The 15,158-nt window shown below is 62.8% G+C and carries 16 protein-coding genes and 1 pseudogene; 3 read left to right on the top strand and 14 right to left on the bottom strand.

Features of this window, described 5'->3' with window-relative positions; all coding sequences use genetic code 11:
- Positions 1-104: 104 nt before the first annotated feature.
- Positions 105-2,957, bottom strand: coding sequence for a TonB-dependent receptor plug domain-containing protein (locus BLR66_RS04810; protein WP_176943758.1), 2,853 nt, complete (start codon positions 2,955-2,957; stop codon positions 105-107).
- Between the two features lie 504 nt (positions 2,958-3,461).
- Positions 3,462-4,037 (bottom strand): annotated as a pseudogene (locus BLR66_RS04805) (prolyl oligopeptidase family serine peptidase); the annotation flags it as partial.
- A gap of 112 nt (positions 4,038-4,149) precedes the next feature.
- Here BLR66_RS04805 and apbC point away from each other — a divergent pair.
- On the top strand, positions 4,150-5,004 hold the full coding sequence (gene apbC / locus BLR66_RS04800) for an iron-sulfur cluster carrier protein ApbC (protein ID WP_093280460.1): 855 nt from the start codon (positions 4,150-4,152) through the stop codon (positions 5,002-5,004).
- Positions 5,005-5,082: 78 nt separating this feature from the next.
- A complete protein-coding gene (gene dcd / locus BLR66_RS04795) occupies positions 5,083-5,649 on the top strand; it encodes a dCTP deaminase (protein WP_093280459.1) in 567 nt (188 codons plus the stop codon).
- A 92-nt stretch (positions 5,650-5,741) separates the two neighbouring features.
- Here dcd and pcp read toward each other — a convergent pair whose 3' ends face one another.
- The 9 genes from pcp to BLR66_RS04750 are packed head-to-tail and all read right to left on the bottom strand — an operon-like array spanning position 5,742 to position 11,772.
- On the bottom strand, positions 5,742-6,395 hold the full coding sequence (gene pcp, locus BLR66_RS04790; protein ID WP_093280458.1) for a pyroglutamyl-peptidase I: 654 nt from the start codon (positions 6,393-6,395) through the stop codon (positions 5,742-5,744).
- Positions 6,392-7,360, bottom strand: coding sequence for a DUF979 domain-containing protein (locus tag BLR66_RS04785; RefSeq protein WP_176943757.1), 969 nt, complete (start codon positions 7,358-7,360; stop codon positions 6,392-6,394). Before BLR66_RS04785 ends, pcp begins: the two co-directional genes overlap by 4 nt.
- A complete protein-coding gene (locus tag BLR66_RS04780; protein ID WP_093284335.1) occupies positions 7,347-8,063 on the bottom strand; it encodes a DUF969 domain-containing protein in 717 nt (238 codons plus the stop codon). The genes BLR66_RS04785 and BLR66_RS04780 overlap by 14 nt, the downstream gene beginning before the upstream one ends.
- Positions 8,060-8,815, bottom strand: coding sequence for a 5-oxoprolinase subunit PxpA (locus BLR66_RS04775; protein WP_093280456.1), 756 nt, complete (start codon positions 8,813-8,815; stop codon positions 8,060-8,062). Before BLR66_RS04775 ends, BLR66_RS04780 begins: the two co-directional genes overlap by 4 nt.
- A 21-nt stretch (positions 8,816-8,836) precedes the next feature.
- Entirely contained in the window at positions 8,837-9,010 is a 174-nt protein-coding gene (locus BLR66_RS19145) for a LiaI-LiaF-like domain-containing protein (RefSeq protein WP_093280455.1), read from the bottom strand.
- A gap of 50 nt (positions 9,011-9,060) precedes the next feature.
- A complete protein-coding gene (locus tag BLR66_RS04765) occupies positions 9,061-10,014 on the bottom strand; it encodes a 5-oxoprolinase subunit C family protein (protein ID WP_093280454.1) in 954 nt (317 codons plus the stop codon).
- Positions 10,011-10,709, bottom strand: coding sequence for a 5-oxoprolinase subunit PxpB (gene pxpB, locus BLR66_RS04760; protein ID WP_093280453.1), 699 nt, complete (start codon positions 10,707-10,709; stop codon positions 10,011-10,013). The genes BLR66_RS04765 and pxpB overlap by 4 nt, the downstream gene beginning before the upstream one ends.
- Positions 10,706-11,119, bottom strand: coding sequence for an HIT domain-containing protein (locus tag BLR66_RS04755; RefSeq protein ID WP_093280452.1), 414 nt, complete (start codon positions 11,117-11,119; stop codon positions 10,706-10,708). Before BLR66_RS04755 ends, pxpB begins: the two co-directional genes overlap by 4 nt.
- Positions 11,116-11,772, bottom strand: coding sequence for a dienelactone hydrolase family protein (locus BLR66_RS04750; RefSeq protein ID WP_093280451.1), 657 nt, complete (start codon positions 11,770-11,772; stop codon positions 11,116-11,118). Before BLR66_RS04750 ends, BLR66_RS04755 begins: the two co-directional genes overlap by 4 nt.
- Before the next feature lie 282 nt (positions 11,773-12,054).
- Between BLR66_RS04750 and BLR66_RS04745 the strand changes: the two genes are divergently transcribed.
- On the top strand, positions 12,055-12,630 hold the full coding sequence (locus tag BLR66_RS04745) for a hypothetical protein (RefSeq protein WP_143014549.1): 576 nt from the start codon (positions 12,055-12,057) through the stop codon (positions 12,628-12,630).
- A 20-nt stretch (positions 12,631-12,650) separates the two neighbouring features.
- Here the strand turns inward: BLR66_RS04745 and greB are convergent, their stop codons facing one another.
- The 3 genes from greB to BLR66_RS04730 are packed head-to-tail and all read right to left on the bottom strand — an operon-like array spanning position 12,651 to position 15,135.
- Positions 12,651-13,154, bottom strand: coding sequence for a transcription elongation factor GreB (gene greB / locus BLR66_RS04740; RefSeq protein ID WP_093280449.1), 504 nt, complete (start codon positions 13,152-13,154; stop codon positions 12,651-12,653).
- Positions 13,154-13,609 carry a hypothetical protein gene (locus tag BLR66_RS04735; RefSeq protein WP_093280448.1) on the bottom strand — a complete coding sequence of 152 codons (456 nt, stop codon included), beginning with the start codon at positions 13,607-13,609 and terminating at the stop codon, positions 13,154-13,156. The genes greB and BLR66_RS04735 overlap by 1 nt, the downstream gene beginning before the upstream one ends.
- A gap of 32 nt (positions 13,610-13,641) precedes the next feature.
- On the bottom strand, positions 13,642-15,135 hold the full coding sequence (locus tag BLR66_RS04730; protein WP_093280447.1) for a helicase HerA-like domain-containing protein: 1,494 nt from the start codon (positions 15,133-15,135) through the stop codon (positions 13,642-13,644).
- Between the last annotated feature and the right edge of the window lie 23 nt (positions 15,136-15,158).

The raw sequence follows: 15,158 nt of genomic DNA, 5'->3' as shown, positions 1-15,158 counted from the left end.
GAACAGTGGCCGCTGGTCATTCAGCCGATGACGCAACTGGCGCGAAGCCAACCATAAAAAACCCCGCCTTGCGGCGGGGTCCGTGGATCGCGGCAAGCGATGGACTACTCCGACCTGCCGAACGCGTAGCGCATTTCCAGGTAGAACGAGCGGCCATACACATCGAAGTTGGTCGAGCTGTACGGAGCGCCGGAACTACCCGTGTAGGTATTGTCCAACGGAGGCATCGTGTTGAACGCGTTGTTCACCAATACCGACAGGTCCAGCCCCGGCAAAGGCGTGTAGGACACGCTAAAGTTGTAGAGCGTGGTCGAACCTAGCTTGCGGGCGAACGGCGCGTCGTAACCGGCTGCAGAAATCCAGGCCTTGTTGTTGGCCGTCGGCCCACGCCAGTTGGCATAAGCCGTGGTGGCGAAGTTGCCGATGCGCCAGGTCAAGGCGGCGTCCGCTTTCTGCTTCGGATCGCGGCTGTAGAACGGGTCGTCCAATAGATCGTTGACCGGGTCATCGGGGTTCAGCTGTTGCTTGTGGCGGAGCTTCCGGGTGTAGCTGCTACGGAAATCCAGGTCGCCGAAACGGCCGATATCGAAGCCGTAGTTGAACGACGCGGTCACCGCTTCCAGCTCCTGGCGCGCGATGTTGACCTTGGGCGTGTAGACCTCTTCGATGTCGCCCAACTCGTTGCGCATCACAAATTCCAGCGCCTGCACGCAGGTCGGAGAAGTGATGTCGTCGATGCCGGTGCGGCAGCGGTATTCCTGCAAGGTCAAGCCATCGATGCTCAGCGTGGCGACTTCGTCGGTGATGTCCCAATTGTGGTAATCCACGGTCAGCGACATCCGATCGATCGGCGCCCACACGAAACCAGCGCTCCACACGTCCGCGTTGATCGGCTTCAGGCCCAGATCGCCAGCCTGGCTGCCGAAGATCTGCTGCGGGCTGATGGTGGAGGGGCAGTTGTCGATATCCTCAGGCAGGAAACCCGCCTGGGCGCATTGGTAGTAGTCGGTGGCCGAAGTGAAGAAACCGCTGTAGCCCTGGTAAAGGTCGGAAAGCGTGGGCGCGCGGAAGGCAGTACCGTACTTGCCGCGTAGCAACAGCGTTTCCAGCGGCCGGAACTCAAGGCCAACGCTATAGGTCGGCTTCTCGATGGTGCGGCCGCTCGCCTTGAAGCTGTCGAAGCGTCCCGCCACGGTCACCGTCAACGGGTCCCAGACCGGCAGGCGCAGTTCCGAGGTCACCGCATAACGGTCGCGGTCGCCGCCGCCGCTGACGTCGGTCTGGCCCCAGATGGAGCCGTCCAGGAAGCCAGGATCGGGGTTGTAGCGCCATTCCTGCTTGCCGAACTCTCCGACTACCGCCAAACCGGCATCGCCGCCCGGCAGGGTGAACAGACTGGCGCTGGTGATCTGCGCGCGAATCATGCTGTCCTTGGTCTTGGAGTGGGTCGTGGCAAAGCCGCTAAAGCTCTGGAAGTCCTCCGGGCTGATGGGCTGGTAGAACGCCGCGTAGTCCGGGGTGAACACCGGGTAGGCGCCGTAATAAGGATCCAGCCCTTGCTGCGGACCGAGTACGGTATCGATGAAGTACTGATCGATCAGATCCCTGTAACGAACCCAACTGGTGGAATCCAGCTTGTATTCGGCATGGACCACGCCGACGTCGTAATCCCAGTTCGCGCCGATGCTGCCGGTTACCCCGAAATTGACCCGGATCGCTTCGCTATCGTCGGTGCTCATGGTGTTGTTGAAACCGCCCGGACCCATTTCCTCAGGCGCGAAGGCGCGCTGCAGGTTCAACAGATCGTCGAGGTTCGGATCGTAGTAATAGCCCCACGTCCCGCTGGTACCCCACCAGGTGAAGTTCGAGCCGACGTGGTATTTGACTTTCTCCTTGCTGTACAGCACATCGCCATACAACTGCACGTCGTCGTTGATATCGAAGGTAGCGTGGCCATAGGCCTGGAAGGCTTTCTTTTCGTTCAACAGCGTCCGATAACCCGGGGTGTACATAGAACCGCAGTACAAGCCGTCGCCAAAGCCTGGGCGTTCCTGCAATTCCATAGTGCCGCCGAACAGGTTCGAAACATTGGCGCAGTTGTTGGGATCCAGGAAGTTGTAACTGGTGAACGGGCTGACCACTAGGATGTCGCGGCTGGCGAGCGGCCGGCTGGGGGTGCCATTGGCATTTGTGCCGTTCTGGTTGAACTGGCGGGTCAGGTCGCGCTGATAGGCCCAGATCGGATCGCGTTCTTCGTATTGCAGGCCGCCCAATGCGTTGAAGCGCCCATCGTCCGAGCTGAAGCCGCTGGCGACGGTGAAGCGCGTGCTGGTGCCGCCGCCTTCGGAATACGCGCCGCCGCGCAGGCTGAACTCCACGCCTTCCATCTGCTTCTTCAGAACGACGTTGATGACGCCGGCGATGGCATCGGAGCCGTACAGCGAAGACTGGCCGCCGGGCAGGATTTCGATGCGGTCGACCAGGCCGATGGGGATGCCGCTGATGTTGTTGAAGGTATCGCTGCCGTTGTACAGCGCCGGATAGTTGGACATCGGACGGCCGTCGATCAGGTACTTGACGTAACCCGGCGGCAGACCGAACAGGCTGACGGTTTCGGCGCCCTGGGTGAAGGAGGCTGACGTTTGCGCACCCTGCACCGCGCCCGTGGCGAAGGTGGATTTCTGCAGCACCTCGGAGATGGTGTTGAATCCGCGCGAGCGTATGTCTTCGGCGGTGATGATCGTGACCGGCACGAACGTTTCAAGTTCGGTCTGCGGGATCAACGAACCGGTCACCACGACCTTTCCGAGATTTGTGGCTTCGGTTGAACTGCTTTGCGAGGTGCCTTCATCGGTCTCTTGAGCGAGCACACTAGCGGCCGCAGGCATCAGGATCGCCGCAAGCATCGCGGCAGTGAGGCGGCTTTTTTTCAAGACTGCAGGTTTGCGCACTGACATGGTGTGAAATCCTCAGCTGATTCAAAAAAACGGCCTTCACCGGCAGAATCCTTCCTGCCTGAGCCGTAACTTCAATTTCCCCTTTGGCCTAAACTTAACATGCAGTTAACGCAAGAACAAACTTTGCAATGGGTTTGACCAATTAATGTGATGTTGGATGCTTCATGAAAAATAAAAACCATTAAAAACATTAACTTATCGGGATAATGTCTGTCGGCATGATTTCGATCCGACCCCCGAGCGTTCGCGCCAGAGTCGTTAAATCCACCACCATTTAGCTCAACTTGGTTCAAATCTTTGCACGCAGAGGGTGCAAAGGTCGGGATTTCGAGCGCGAAACCTTCCGGAAAGATCTACAACCATTCCGGAGCCCTTCGGAATCCCTCGCGAAAAGTCTTTTCTTATCTGGAAGGGTTCAATCCCCCGGCTCAGCTTCCATAAAAAAGCCCGGCCAATGGCCGGGCTCAGAAGCACCTAGGCTCGCGTCCAAGCAGGTTAGTGCATTTATTTGGCTGCGGCGGTTCCGGTCGCGCCAGCTCCGCCGATATGCCGGGCGAAGAAGTTCAACATCTCGGTATATAGCTTGAGATTGTTTCCTTCTTTGTAGAAACCGTGCATTTCACTGGACTGAATGATCAAGCCCTCGGGCGGATTCCCGGCTGCGATCAGTGCCTTGTTCATCGCCTCGGTTTGTTCGGGTACTGCGCGCACATCGCGGGCGCCGGCAGCCAGGTAGACGGGAATCTTGATGTTCTTCGCTAAGCTGGTGGGCGAGTTGGCGCGCTGCTGGGCTTTGTCGGTTCCCAGCGTGCGACGCAGGTAACGTAAACCGGATTCGCGCTGCGGGATGTCGCCTTTTTCGAACATCATCTCCATGTCATACACACCTACGTAGCCGAATGCGCACTTGAACAGGTCTGGCTCGCGGGCCGGCGCCATCAGCGACGAATAACCGCCGAAACTGCCGCCGTAGATACAGATACGATCCTTGTCGGCATAGCCTTGCTTAATGGCCCAATGCGTCGCGTCTAGAATGTCGTTCTGGATGCCCTGGCCCCATTGCGTATGGCCCGCATCCTGGAACGCCTTGCCATTTGGTTAATACACTCAATCCGCGGCTAGGCTTGAGCAAAATGTCAGTAAAACTGAGAAAATGAGCGCCAATTGATTTTTGGCCGGAGATAACAGCAAATTGGACGAAAATAAGCCGCGAATACAGTCTCATGCAGTCCAGCCAGGGCTGGCTCCCATCGCTCGCGTGCGTAATGTCATTGCGGTGGGCTCGGGTAAAGGAGGGGTAGGGAAGTCCACCACCGCCGTAAATCTGGCCGTGGCCATGCACCTAGATGGTGCAAAAGTCGGAATCCTGGACGCCGACGTCTACGGCCCCAGCATCCCCACCATGCTTGGCCTGAGCGGCAAGCCCGACAGCCCGGACAACAAGTCCATCGAGCCGATGCGGGCGTTTGGCATCGAAACCATGTCGATCGGGTTTCTGGTCGATGCCGACACGCCGATGATCTGGCGCGGCCCCATGGCGACCTCGGCGCTGACGCAGTTGTTCACCGACACCCTGTGGGGGGATCTGGACTACCTGTTGATCGATCTGCCGCCCGGCACGGGCGACATCCAGCTGACCCTGGCGCAGAAGATCCCGGTGGCTGGGGCGATCATCGTCACCACGCCGCAGGACATCGCCACGCTGGATGCGAAGAAAGCGCTGAAGATGTTCCAGAAAGTGGAGGTGCCGGTGCTGGGGATCGTCGAGAACATGGCCTTGCATGTCTGCTCGAACTGCGGGCACGAAGAGCACCTGTTCGGCGAAGGCGGCGGCCAGCGCATGGCTGCGCAGTACGGCGTGCCCCTGCTGGGTTCGCTGCCGCTGGATATCGCCATCCGCGAGCAGGGCGATGCCGGCCAGCCTGTGGTGATCGCCGCGCCGGAATCGGCGGTGGCTCAGGCGTACCGGCAGACCGCCCGCGCCATGGCTGCGCAACTGGCCTTGCGTCCGCGCGCATCGATCCCCATCGCCTCGTCGCTGGTCTGAGACCGGCCGCGGCGCCTCGGCTAGAATTGACGGCTTCGAATCCATAACGCCCGGCCGACCGGCCACAGGAAACAACGAATGAGCATCAAGAGCGACCGCTGGATCCGCCGCATGTCCGAGCAGCACGGCATGATCGAGCCGTACGAGCCCGGACAGGTGAAGCAGGTCAACGGCGAACGCATCGTCAGCTACGGCACTTCCAGCTACGGCTACGACGTGCGCTGCTCGCGCGAATTCAAGATCTTCACCAACATCAATTCGACCATCGTCGATCCGAAGCATTTCGACAGCGGCAGCTTCGTCGATGTCAACGCCGATTCCTGCGTGATACCACCCAACAGCTTCGCGCTGGCGCGTACCGTGGAATACTTCCGCATTCCGCGCAGCACCCTGGTCGTCTGCCTGGGCAAGAGCACCTACGCGCGCTGCGGCATCATCGTCAACGTGACGCCGTTGGAGCCGGAGTGGGAAGGGCACGTGACCCTTGAGTTCAGCAACACCACGCCGCTGCCCGCGCGCATCTACGCCAACGAGGGCGTGGCGCAGATGCTGTTCTTCGAATCGGACGAAGTCTGCGAAACCAGTTACAAGGACCGCGGTGGCAAGTACCAGGGCCAGACCGGCGTCACCCTGCCGCGCACCTGACCCAATTCTGTAGGAGCGGGCCCCGCCCGCGACGCTCTTGTTGGCGCACACAATTAAAAGCGTCGCGGGCAGGGCCCGCTCCTACAGGGTATTCAATGCTCTGCGCCAGCTGCCAGACGCTGATCTTCGGTGGTGGTGACGGCGATACGAAGGCATACACGCAACGCCTCGGCGACAGTTTCCACAGGAAGGCCGAACGCCCCTGGAATACCAGCGACCTGTTCGGGCGAATAAGGGATGTGGATGAAGCCGGCGCGGGTGTTCCGGCGCCTGCGAAGCGCATGCATCAGAGCGTAGAACACGTGATTGCAGACGTAGGTGCCGGCTGTCTGGGAAATCTCCGCGGGGAATCCGGCATCGCGCATGCCCGCCAGCATCGACTTTATCGGCAATGTGGAAAAGTAGGCCGCCGGACCGCCCGGGACGATGGCTTCGTCCACCGGTTGCCGGCCCTGGCTGTCGGGAATACGCGCATCGTCCACGTTGATGGCCACCCGTTCCAGCGAGATCCGCTCCCTGCCGCCTGCCAGTCCCACGCAAAGGACCAAGGCAGGAGAGGTTTCGCGGAGCGCCGCACGAAGAACCTTCAGCGATGCGCCGAAGGTGACCGGCAGCCGGCGTGCGACCACGCGATGGCCGGCGATGCGTTTTCCATGCAGGGCCCGTACCGCATCCCAACTGGGATTGGTCGATTGCCCGTCGAAAGGCTCGAAGCCGGTCAGCAGAATTGTGGGAAAACTTTTCATCGGAAGCACAGCAGCAGCATCAGCGCGACATTGACCGCCATGAGCGCGAACGCCGTCATGGCCTGCGAACGGATCACCGCGTAGGGGTCCTTCAATTCCAGCAATACCGCAGGCACGATATTGAAGTTGGCCGCCATCGGCGTGAGCAGCGTGCCGCAATAGCCGGTGAGCATGCCGATGGCGCCCAGGCTGGCCGGGTCGGCGCCGTGCTTGCGGATCAACAGCGGCAGGCCGATGCCAGCCATCATCACCGGGAACGCGGCGAACGCGTTGCCCATGATGATGGTGAACAACACCATGCCCAATGCGAACGCCAGCAGGCAGGCGGTGCGGCTTTCGATGGGAATCACGCGGCCGACCAGCGAAGCGATCACTTCGCCTACGCCGGTCGCGGCGAACACGCCGCCAAGCGTGGCCAGGACCATGGGCAGCAGCACCGCCCACCCCAGGGAATCGAGCAAGCGGCGTCCCTGCGCCATGGGCTCGGCCGCGCGCGCATGCGTCACCCACAGGCCCGCGGCCAACGCGAACAAACTGGCGATCGCCAGCGAACTGAGCGTCAGCGCCTTGGGATCCATCAGCCGGTCCATGCCCGGCGCCCATTTGCTGGCCACGAACAGAGCTACGGTCAGCGCAGGAATCAGCAGCGCGGGCATGAACAGACGATTGCGCAGCAGGCTTGCCGACGTTTGACGCCGCGCCAGGGCATCGGCGCTGTCGGGCGCACTCGTCAGCCGGCTGCGTGCAGCCAGAATCCCCAGCGCGATTACACCCGCTCCCATCAACTGGGCGGGCCACTTCACGCCAGCTTTCGCCGCTTCGAGGATCGGCGTTCCGAAGACGAAAGGTCCGATCAGAATCGTCCAGAAGACCGCGGTGGTATAGCGCTTTTCGCGCAGATTGAAGAAGGCCGTGACCAGCAGGAAGGCGCCGATAAGCCAATACAGGTAATCAGCCTTCAGCACGCGAGCCATCTCCACCCAAAGACTTGTCGATGATTTCTTTCTCGCGTTCCAATCTGCGTTGCAGCAGTACCAGCCGAATCGAGTGGATCACGAATGCGGCCACGGCGGTAGGCGCCGCCCACAAAGCGATGGTCAAGGCTTCGATGTGGATGCCGTTGCGTGCATAGAAACCCTGAATCAACAACACCGCGCCGATGGCGATGAATACGTCTTCGCCGAAGAAAAGGCCGATGTTGTCGGTAGCCGCTGCGCTGGCACGCACTTGCTCGCGTTGCGAATCGGTCAATTTCCCGAGCGTGCGTTCGGCTGCTTCCTCGCTCATGGGCGCCACCAAGGGACGTACCGTCTGGGCGGGGCCGGCGACGTGGGTGAGGCCGAACATGCTGCCGACCTGGCGGAGCAGGAGATAGACGATCTGGAAGCGCGACAAGGTCAATCCCTTGAAGCTCGCGATCCACTCGCGTGCGCGTTCGCGCAGGCCATAGTGCTCAAGCAAACCGATGACCGGCAGCGTGAGCAGGAACATCAGCAGGGCCCGATTCTCCACGAAGCTGGTTCCTAGCAAGGCAAGCAGGTCGGGCAGGGCGATGCCGGCCAGCAGGCCGCTGCTCAATCCTGCGATCACCACCACCAGCACCGGGTTGAAGCGAAGCACGAAGCCGACCACCACCACGGCGATTCCCAACAAGGGCCAGTAATTCATCCGAGGCGCTCCGGTGCCCGCACGTCGAATCCTGCCTTTTCGATGGCCATGCGCAGTTCGCGGGCGAAGCGTGCAGCATCAGGCCGGTCGCCATGCAGGCAGATGCTGTCCGCACGTAAAGGTACGAGTTCGCCGGTGCGCGCCGTGACTGTCCCATCGCGCAACAAGGCGATGACCTGCATTGCCGCCTCGGCGGAATGCTCGATGCTGGCATCGGCGCGGCTGCGCGGCGTCAGTGTGGCATCGGCTTCGTAGCGGCGTTCGGCGAAGGCTTCCTGGACCACCCGTAATCCCCGCATTGTGCCGGCCTGGGTCAATGCGCTTCCTGCCAGGCCGTACAGGATCAGACCCGGGTCGTAGTCGCGTACCGCCGTGGCGATGGCATCGGCCAGCTCGCGATCGCGCGCCGCCTGGTTGTAGAAGGCGCCGTGCGGCTTGACGTGATTCAGGCGCAGGCCGGCTGTGCGTACGAAAGCGTCCAAAGCGCCGATCTGATACAGCGTGAGCGCGTAGGCATCGCCGGGCGAGATCGATTGCGCGCTGCGGCCGAAGTTTTCGCGGTCGGCGAAAGACGGATGCGCGCCGATGGCGACGCCGTGTTCGCGGCACAGACTCACCGTCTCCCGCATCAGGTCCGGGCTTCCGGCATGGAAGCCGCAGGCGATGCTGGCCGAGCTGATGAAGGGTAGGATAGCGGCGTCGTCGCCGACGCCTTCTCCCAGGTCGCAATTGAAATCGATGCCGGGCTTCATCTCGATACGGGGCCGGAAGGTCTACTTTCCGTCGCGATTCTTGAACAACAGGCTGATGCCGACCACGATCAGGATTGCGGGCCACCAGGTTCTGACCACCGCACCCAGGCTGAGATTGGTGATTCCCAGATTGTTGAGCAGGAAAAGCGCGCCGATCACGATCAGAACCAGAGCGGGAATGAGATTGGCTTTCATGGGTGGGGTCGGCTGCTGGGAAGTGATGGGATTATGCGGCTTGTCGCGACTCAAGGATGACGGGCGAGCTGTCGGTCGATGGCCAAGGCGGTGCGGGCTTGCCGGTGCCGATGGTGCAGGTTGATCCGCCGGGCTTCATCGATACCGACCGCGGCGAAGGCGAGCACGGCGCCGGGTCCGGCCTGCGCCAGGCGCGGCAGGTCCGCAGAGATCACATACCCCAGACGGGCATATCCCCCTACGGTTTGCGCATCGGCCAACAGGATGATGGGCTGGCCGTCGGCCGGCAATTGGATGCAACCCACCGCAACGGGTTCGGAAACGTTGTGGTGTGGGATGTTCGGCAGCGGTTGTCCCCGCAGCCGGATGCCCTGGCGATTGGAGTCGGCACTCACGGACCACGCCCGCTCCGCCAATGCAGCAGCGGCCGGATGTCCGCTGGATACGTAACGGAGCGGGTGGGCGATGCCGCAATCGTAGTCGTCCGCGCCGACCCACCACGCTGCGTTTTGCAGGGCGGCCGTATTCGTCGGCGGAGATTTGCCCAAGGGCAGCAGATCGCCCGCACGCAATGCGCGTCCCTCTTTTCCTCCGAAGCCGCCCCGCAGATCGGTGCTGCGGCTGCCCAGGATCATCGGCAAGTCGAAGCCGCCGGCGACCGACAGCCAGGCGCGGACGCCTTCGCGGATGCCGCCCAGTTTCAGTTCGCCTGCAGGCACTGTGAGCGGACGCTGGCCGGGCAAGGGGCGGCCGTTAGATGTCGCAGCGACCGCGGCCCCGACGATGGCGATCCTCGCAGGTTGCGCCAATTTCAATGTGGGGCCTTGCAGGGTCAGCTCCAGCACTGCCGCATCGGGGTCGTTGCCGAGCAGGCGGTTGGCCAGTGCCGCAGCGTCGGGATCCAACGCACCGGCGCGCGACACGCCCACATGCCGCCATCCCTCGCGGCCGCGATCCTGCACGGTGGTCAGCGCACCCGGCGTGATCACTTGCCAAGGCTTCATGATTTTTTCAACCAGCGTCCGAAAGCGGCGGCGTCGATGCGCTGGAACCGCACTTGATCGCCCGGCGTCAGCAGCGCGGGCGCTGCGCGGGTTGCATCGAACAACACCAGCGGCGTGCGCCCCAGCAGCCGCCAGCCTCCCGGGCTTTCGCGCGGATAAATGCCCGTCTGGTTGCCGCCGATCGCCACCGAGCCCGCAGGCACGCGGGTGCGCGGAGTGGCCAGGCGCGGCAGTGCCAGGGAATCCGGTAGTCCAAGCAGATAGGGAAACCCCGGCGCGAAACCGATCATCGCGACGGTATAACTGGCGGAACTGTGGCGTCGGATGAGTTCATCGGCGGCGATGCCCAGTTCGTTCGCCGCCTCGGCAAGGTCGGGCGCCATTTCCGGCTCGTAGCAAACCGGGATGTCGATGATCCTTGCGCCAGGCGCGGTTGCGGTTTCCTGGTTTCGCAGCGTTGCACGTATCTGGGTTGCGACGAAAGCATGCGGATCGGCGGCGTCGATCCTGCCGCCATCGAAGAACACCGCCAGGCTCGCATAGGCCGGCACGGCATCGCGCAGCCAGGATGGATTGCGTTCGCGCAGCAGTCCTGCGGCATCCAGCGCCCGCGCATTGTGCGCGGCGTCGATGATCTCGCCGAAACGCACCAACAATGCGTCGTCGGCCAGCGGCTCGAACGTGGGCATGCTCATCTCAGTCGATGTTTCCAGTAAGCGATCCGGGCATCCAGCATTGCTTGCGGATACCGCTGCGCCGCACCGCTACCCCAGACAGGTCCGGGCCAGGCCGCATCGCCCGCATGGCGGCCGACCAGGTGCACATGCAATTGGCGCACGATATTGCCGAGGGCGCCGATGTTGAGTTTTTCCGTTCCCGGTTCCGTGCGTATCAGGTTGCCGGTCTGGTTGATCTCGGCCAGCAGCAGGCGCTGCTGCGCACCGTCCAGTTCCAGCCACTCCGACACATCGGCGACGCGCGGAACCAGCACCAGCCAGGGGAAGCGGGCATCATCCATCAGCCGCACTTGCGACAGCGGACCGTCGGCGATGAAAACGCTGTCGGCGGCCAGGCGCGGGTCGAGGATGAAATCGGTGGAAATCATAAATGCTCGTCGAAGAAGGCCAGCGTGCGCGAGCGTGCCAGTGCGGCGCTTTGCGGGTCGAAGTCGGCGCGCGCATCGCAGTTGAAGCCGTGGCCTGCGGGATAGACATAGAGCGGCATCTGCGGCAGCAATTGGCGGTGCTTTTCCACCATCTCCGGAGGTATCGAGGCATCGCGTTGTCCGAAGTGGAAGATCACCGGCGCCTTCGGGGTTTCACTCAGGAAGGGCACATTGCGCTTACCGTAGTAACTGGCCGACGGCAGCCCCAGGCGCAGCGCGGCCAGCAGGGCAACGGTGCCGCCCCAGCAATAACCCACCGTGCCCACCTTGCCTTGCGCGGCCAACGCGTCGGCGGCCGATGCGGTCATGTCCAGCGCCTTCTCCAGTCCCAGCCGTGCGATCAGGTCGCTGCCCTTGGCCATGCCCTCGGCTTCGTAGCCCAGTTCCACGCCGCGCTCCAGCACGTCGAAGAATGCAGGTGCCAGCACCGCGTAGCCTTCGTCGGCGAATCCGTCAGCCACGCTGCGGATATGCGCGTTGACGCCAAATATTTCCTGGATGACCACCAGCGCGCCGCGCGGCGCAGCGGCCGGAAACGCTTTCCAGGCGGAGATCGGTCCGTGAGGCGTGTCGATTTCTATCCAGGCGCCCATGCGGCCTCCAAGGCAAAAGCAGAGGGCCACAGTTTAGGGCGGTAGTCCGCTTCCGTGTGTGTATCGCGGTCGGTTCGTCTTGCTGCGACCAACGCGCCGGCAGCATGTCCCTCGCCGTCGCCCATCTGCGTTAACTTTAACCAACGCGGCAGGGGTGCCGCTTGGATAGGGGGAACCATGACCAGCAAATATCTCCGCATATTCTTTCGTACCGCTTTCCTGTCCGCCTGCGTTTGTTGGGCTATGGCTGCTTCGATTTGCGCGACAGCTGCCGAACTGTTCATGCCCGACGACAAGCTGCTGGTCGACTACTACTTCAATGCCATGGAGCTGCCGCCCGACATGGAACTGGAAAAGCGGCTGGACGCGGACTTGAATGCCGACGGCCTGACCGATATCGCCTTTGTCGCACGCAATGACGAGTCGCGCGTGCTCGGCGTGCTGTTCGGCTTCATGGAGGAAATGGACATGGGCCACTCGCCTGCCGGCAAGACCGCGCTGGCGGTCGACGCGCTGGGTCCGGTATCGCTCAGCGCGCCCAAGGGCGTACTGGTGGTGGAAGACCTGACCGGCGGCACCACCGCCATCTCATCGACCTACCGCTATCGCTATGACGCCAAGAGCAAGCGCATGCGCCTGATCGGCGACGACGTGAAGCTGTACAGCCGCACCAACGCGCACGGCTGGCAGGAAATCAGCACCAATCGCCTGACCGGCCTGCAGATCCGCCGTTCGGCCGATCTGAACGATGCGGGGGACTACGTTGAGAAACCGGAGACGCGCGGCAAGGTGCCCACCACGCCGCTGTACATCGAAGACGCGCCCGGGCCGGAAACCACGCTGGGCTTTGATCAATAGCGAGCCAGCCGCCCGCGTCGTCAGCTTTCGTACTCGACGCCGATAATGGCGAAGCTGGCGATGCCGGTGGGCAGCGAGGCTTCGAATTCGTCGTCGATGCGCTTTTTCAGCATGGCCCGGGCCAGTGGCGAATCGATGCTGATGTAGCCGCGCGAAGCGTCGGTTTCGTCCGGCCCCACGATGCGGTAACGCGATAGGGCGCCGTTGGCGATGTTCTCCAGCTCCACGTTGGCGCCGAAGAAAACCGCTTCCGGATCCGCGGGTGGGGTATCGACCACGCGCAATTCTTCCAGGCGCTTGCTCAGATAGCGCACGCGCCTGTCGATCTCGCCCAGTTGTTTCTTCCGGTAGTGGTACTCGGCGTTTTCCGAGCGGTCGCCTTCGGCTGCCGCCGCGGTGAGCGCTTTCACAACCTCCGGGCGCCGTACCCGCCACAGATCGTCCAATTCCGCCTTCAGGCGTTCATGGCCCTCGCGTGTGATCAGGGCGGTGCTTTTTTCTCCGGGCGGACGCCAGCGGCTCACTACCGGCCAGCGACGCGTTTGAAAACGCGCGTGCCCTTGTCGGTGCGCAACTCGTCGTTGGAGACGATTTCGAAGCTGACGTCTTCCGCCGATTTGCTGCTGGGATCCAGCAATAGGCCATTGCCACCGTGGCCGCTCCAAGCGCCATCGCTGGAAACGGCTACGCCAGCGGCGTTCAACGTCTGCACGTAGCTGCCATCGGCACGCAGTTCCAGAACCGATTCGCCGTCGCTGAAACTGCCCGCGATCGCCTTGCTGTCCACGGTAGCGGCTTCGGTTGCGGCCGGCGTGTTGTCGACCACGGAAGTGGCGTCCACGGGATTGGCTTCGGGTGCGCCGGCCGGTGTCGCCACCGCTGCCGGTTGGGGCGCGGCCACGGGGTCCTCGCGTTTGCAGGCCACCGCCGATGCCACGGTGAGTGCGAGCAGACAGAAAGTGCGGAAAGAAATGTTCATCCGATAGTTTCCTTTTCCAGATTGGAGAGTGTTCACCGCTTGCCGCCGAAGATGCCGCCCAGCAAACCGCGCAGTATCTGCCGGCCCACCTGGCTGCCCACCGTGCGCGCGGTCTGCTTGGCCATGGTTTCCACCATACCCTGGCGGCGCTTGGTGCCGAACACGGCGTCCTTGATCGACTGGCCGAAACCGCCCGCTTCCGGGTCGTCCTTGGCCGGCGGCGCGTCGGCGGCTTTGGCGGCGGTCTCGGCGCGCGCGGCCAGCATCTCCGATGCGGATTCGCGATTGACCGGAGTGTCGTACTTCATTCCGACCGGGCTGCCGGCACGCACCTGGTTGCGTTCGGCATCGCTGATCGAGCCCATGCGGCAACGCGGCGGCGCGATCAGGGTCTGCTGAACCGGCATGGGGATGCCTTTGTCCTGCAGTGTCGATACCAGCGCTTCGCCGGTGCCCAGCTTGGAGATGGCCTCGGCCACGTCGAGCTTCGGATTGGGCACGAAGGTCTCCGCGGCCACGCGCACGGCTTTCTGGTCGCGCGGGGTGAACGCGCGCAGCGCATGCTGCACGCGGTTGCCCAGCTGGCCCAGGATGTTGTCGGGCACGTCGTCGGGGAACTGCGAGCAGAAGTACACGCCCACGCCCTTGGAGCGGATCAGGCGCACCACCTGCTCCACGCGCTGCACCAGCGCCGGCGGGGAGTCGTCGAACAGCAGATGGGCTTCGTCGAACACGAACACCAGCTTGGGTTTATCCAGGTCGCCGACTTCGGGCAACTGCTCGAACAGTTCCGACAGCAGCCACAACAGGAAGCTGGAATACAGACGAGGATTGAGGATCAGCTGGTCGGCGGCCAGGATGCCGATCACGCCGCGACCGTCAGTGCCGGTGCGCATCAGATCGGCCAGTTCCAACGCCGGTTCGCCGAAGAAACCTTCGCCGCCGTTCTGCGCCAGGCGCAACAGCGCGCGCTGGATCGCGCCGACCGACTGGGTGCTGACCAGGCCGTATTCGGTGGCGATGTCCTTGCGCTCGTTGGCCACCAGCGCCAGCAACGCGCGCAGGTCGTCCAGGTCCAGCAACAGCAGGCCACGGTCGTCGGCCAGTTTGAACACGATGTCCAGCACGCCGCTCTGGGTGTCGTTCAACTCCAGGATGCGCGCCAGCAGGATCGAGCCGATCTCGCTGACCGTGGTGCGCACCGGATGGCCCTTCTTGCCGTACAGGTCCCAGAAGATCACCGGGCTGGCGCCAGGTGCGTAATCGCCCACACCGAGGTCTTTGGCGCGCTGCAGGATCTTTTCGTTGCCATCGCCCGCTACCGCCAATCCCGCTACGTCGCCCTTTACGTCGGCCATGAACACCGGCACGCCCATGCGCGAAAAACCTTCTGCCAGGGTCATCAGGGTGACGGTCTTGCCGGTGCCGGTGGCGCCGGCGACCAGTCCGTGGCGGTTGCCGAATTTGGGCAAAAGCGTGACGGCGATATCGTCGGTGGTGCCTTTGCCTAGCAGGATGGGGTCCATGTCATTCCTAGCGATGAGTCGAA

The organism is Pseudoxanthomonas sp. CF125 (genome assembly GCF_900104085.1).
Taxonomy (GTDB): Bacteria; Pseudomonadota; Gammaproteobacteria; order Xanthomonadales; family Xanthomonadaceae; genus Pseudoxanthomonas_A.
The sequence above is the reverse complement of the archived record's forward strand: the minus strand, read 5'-3'. Positions and strand labels throughout refer to the sequence as shown.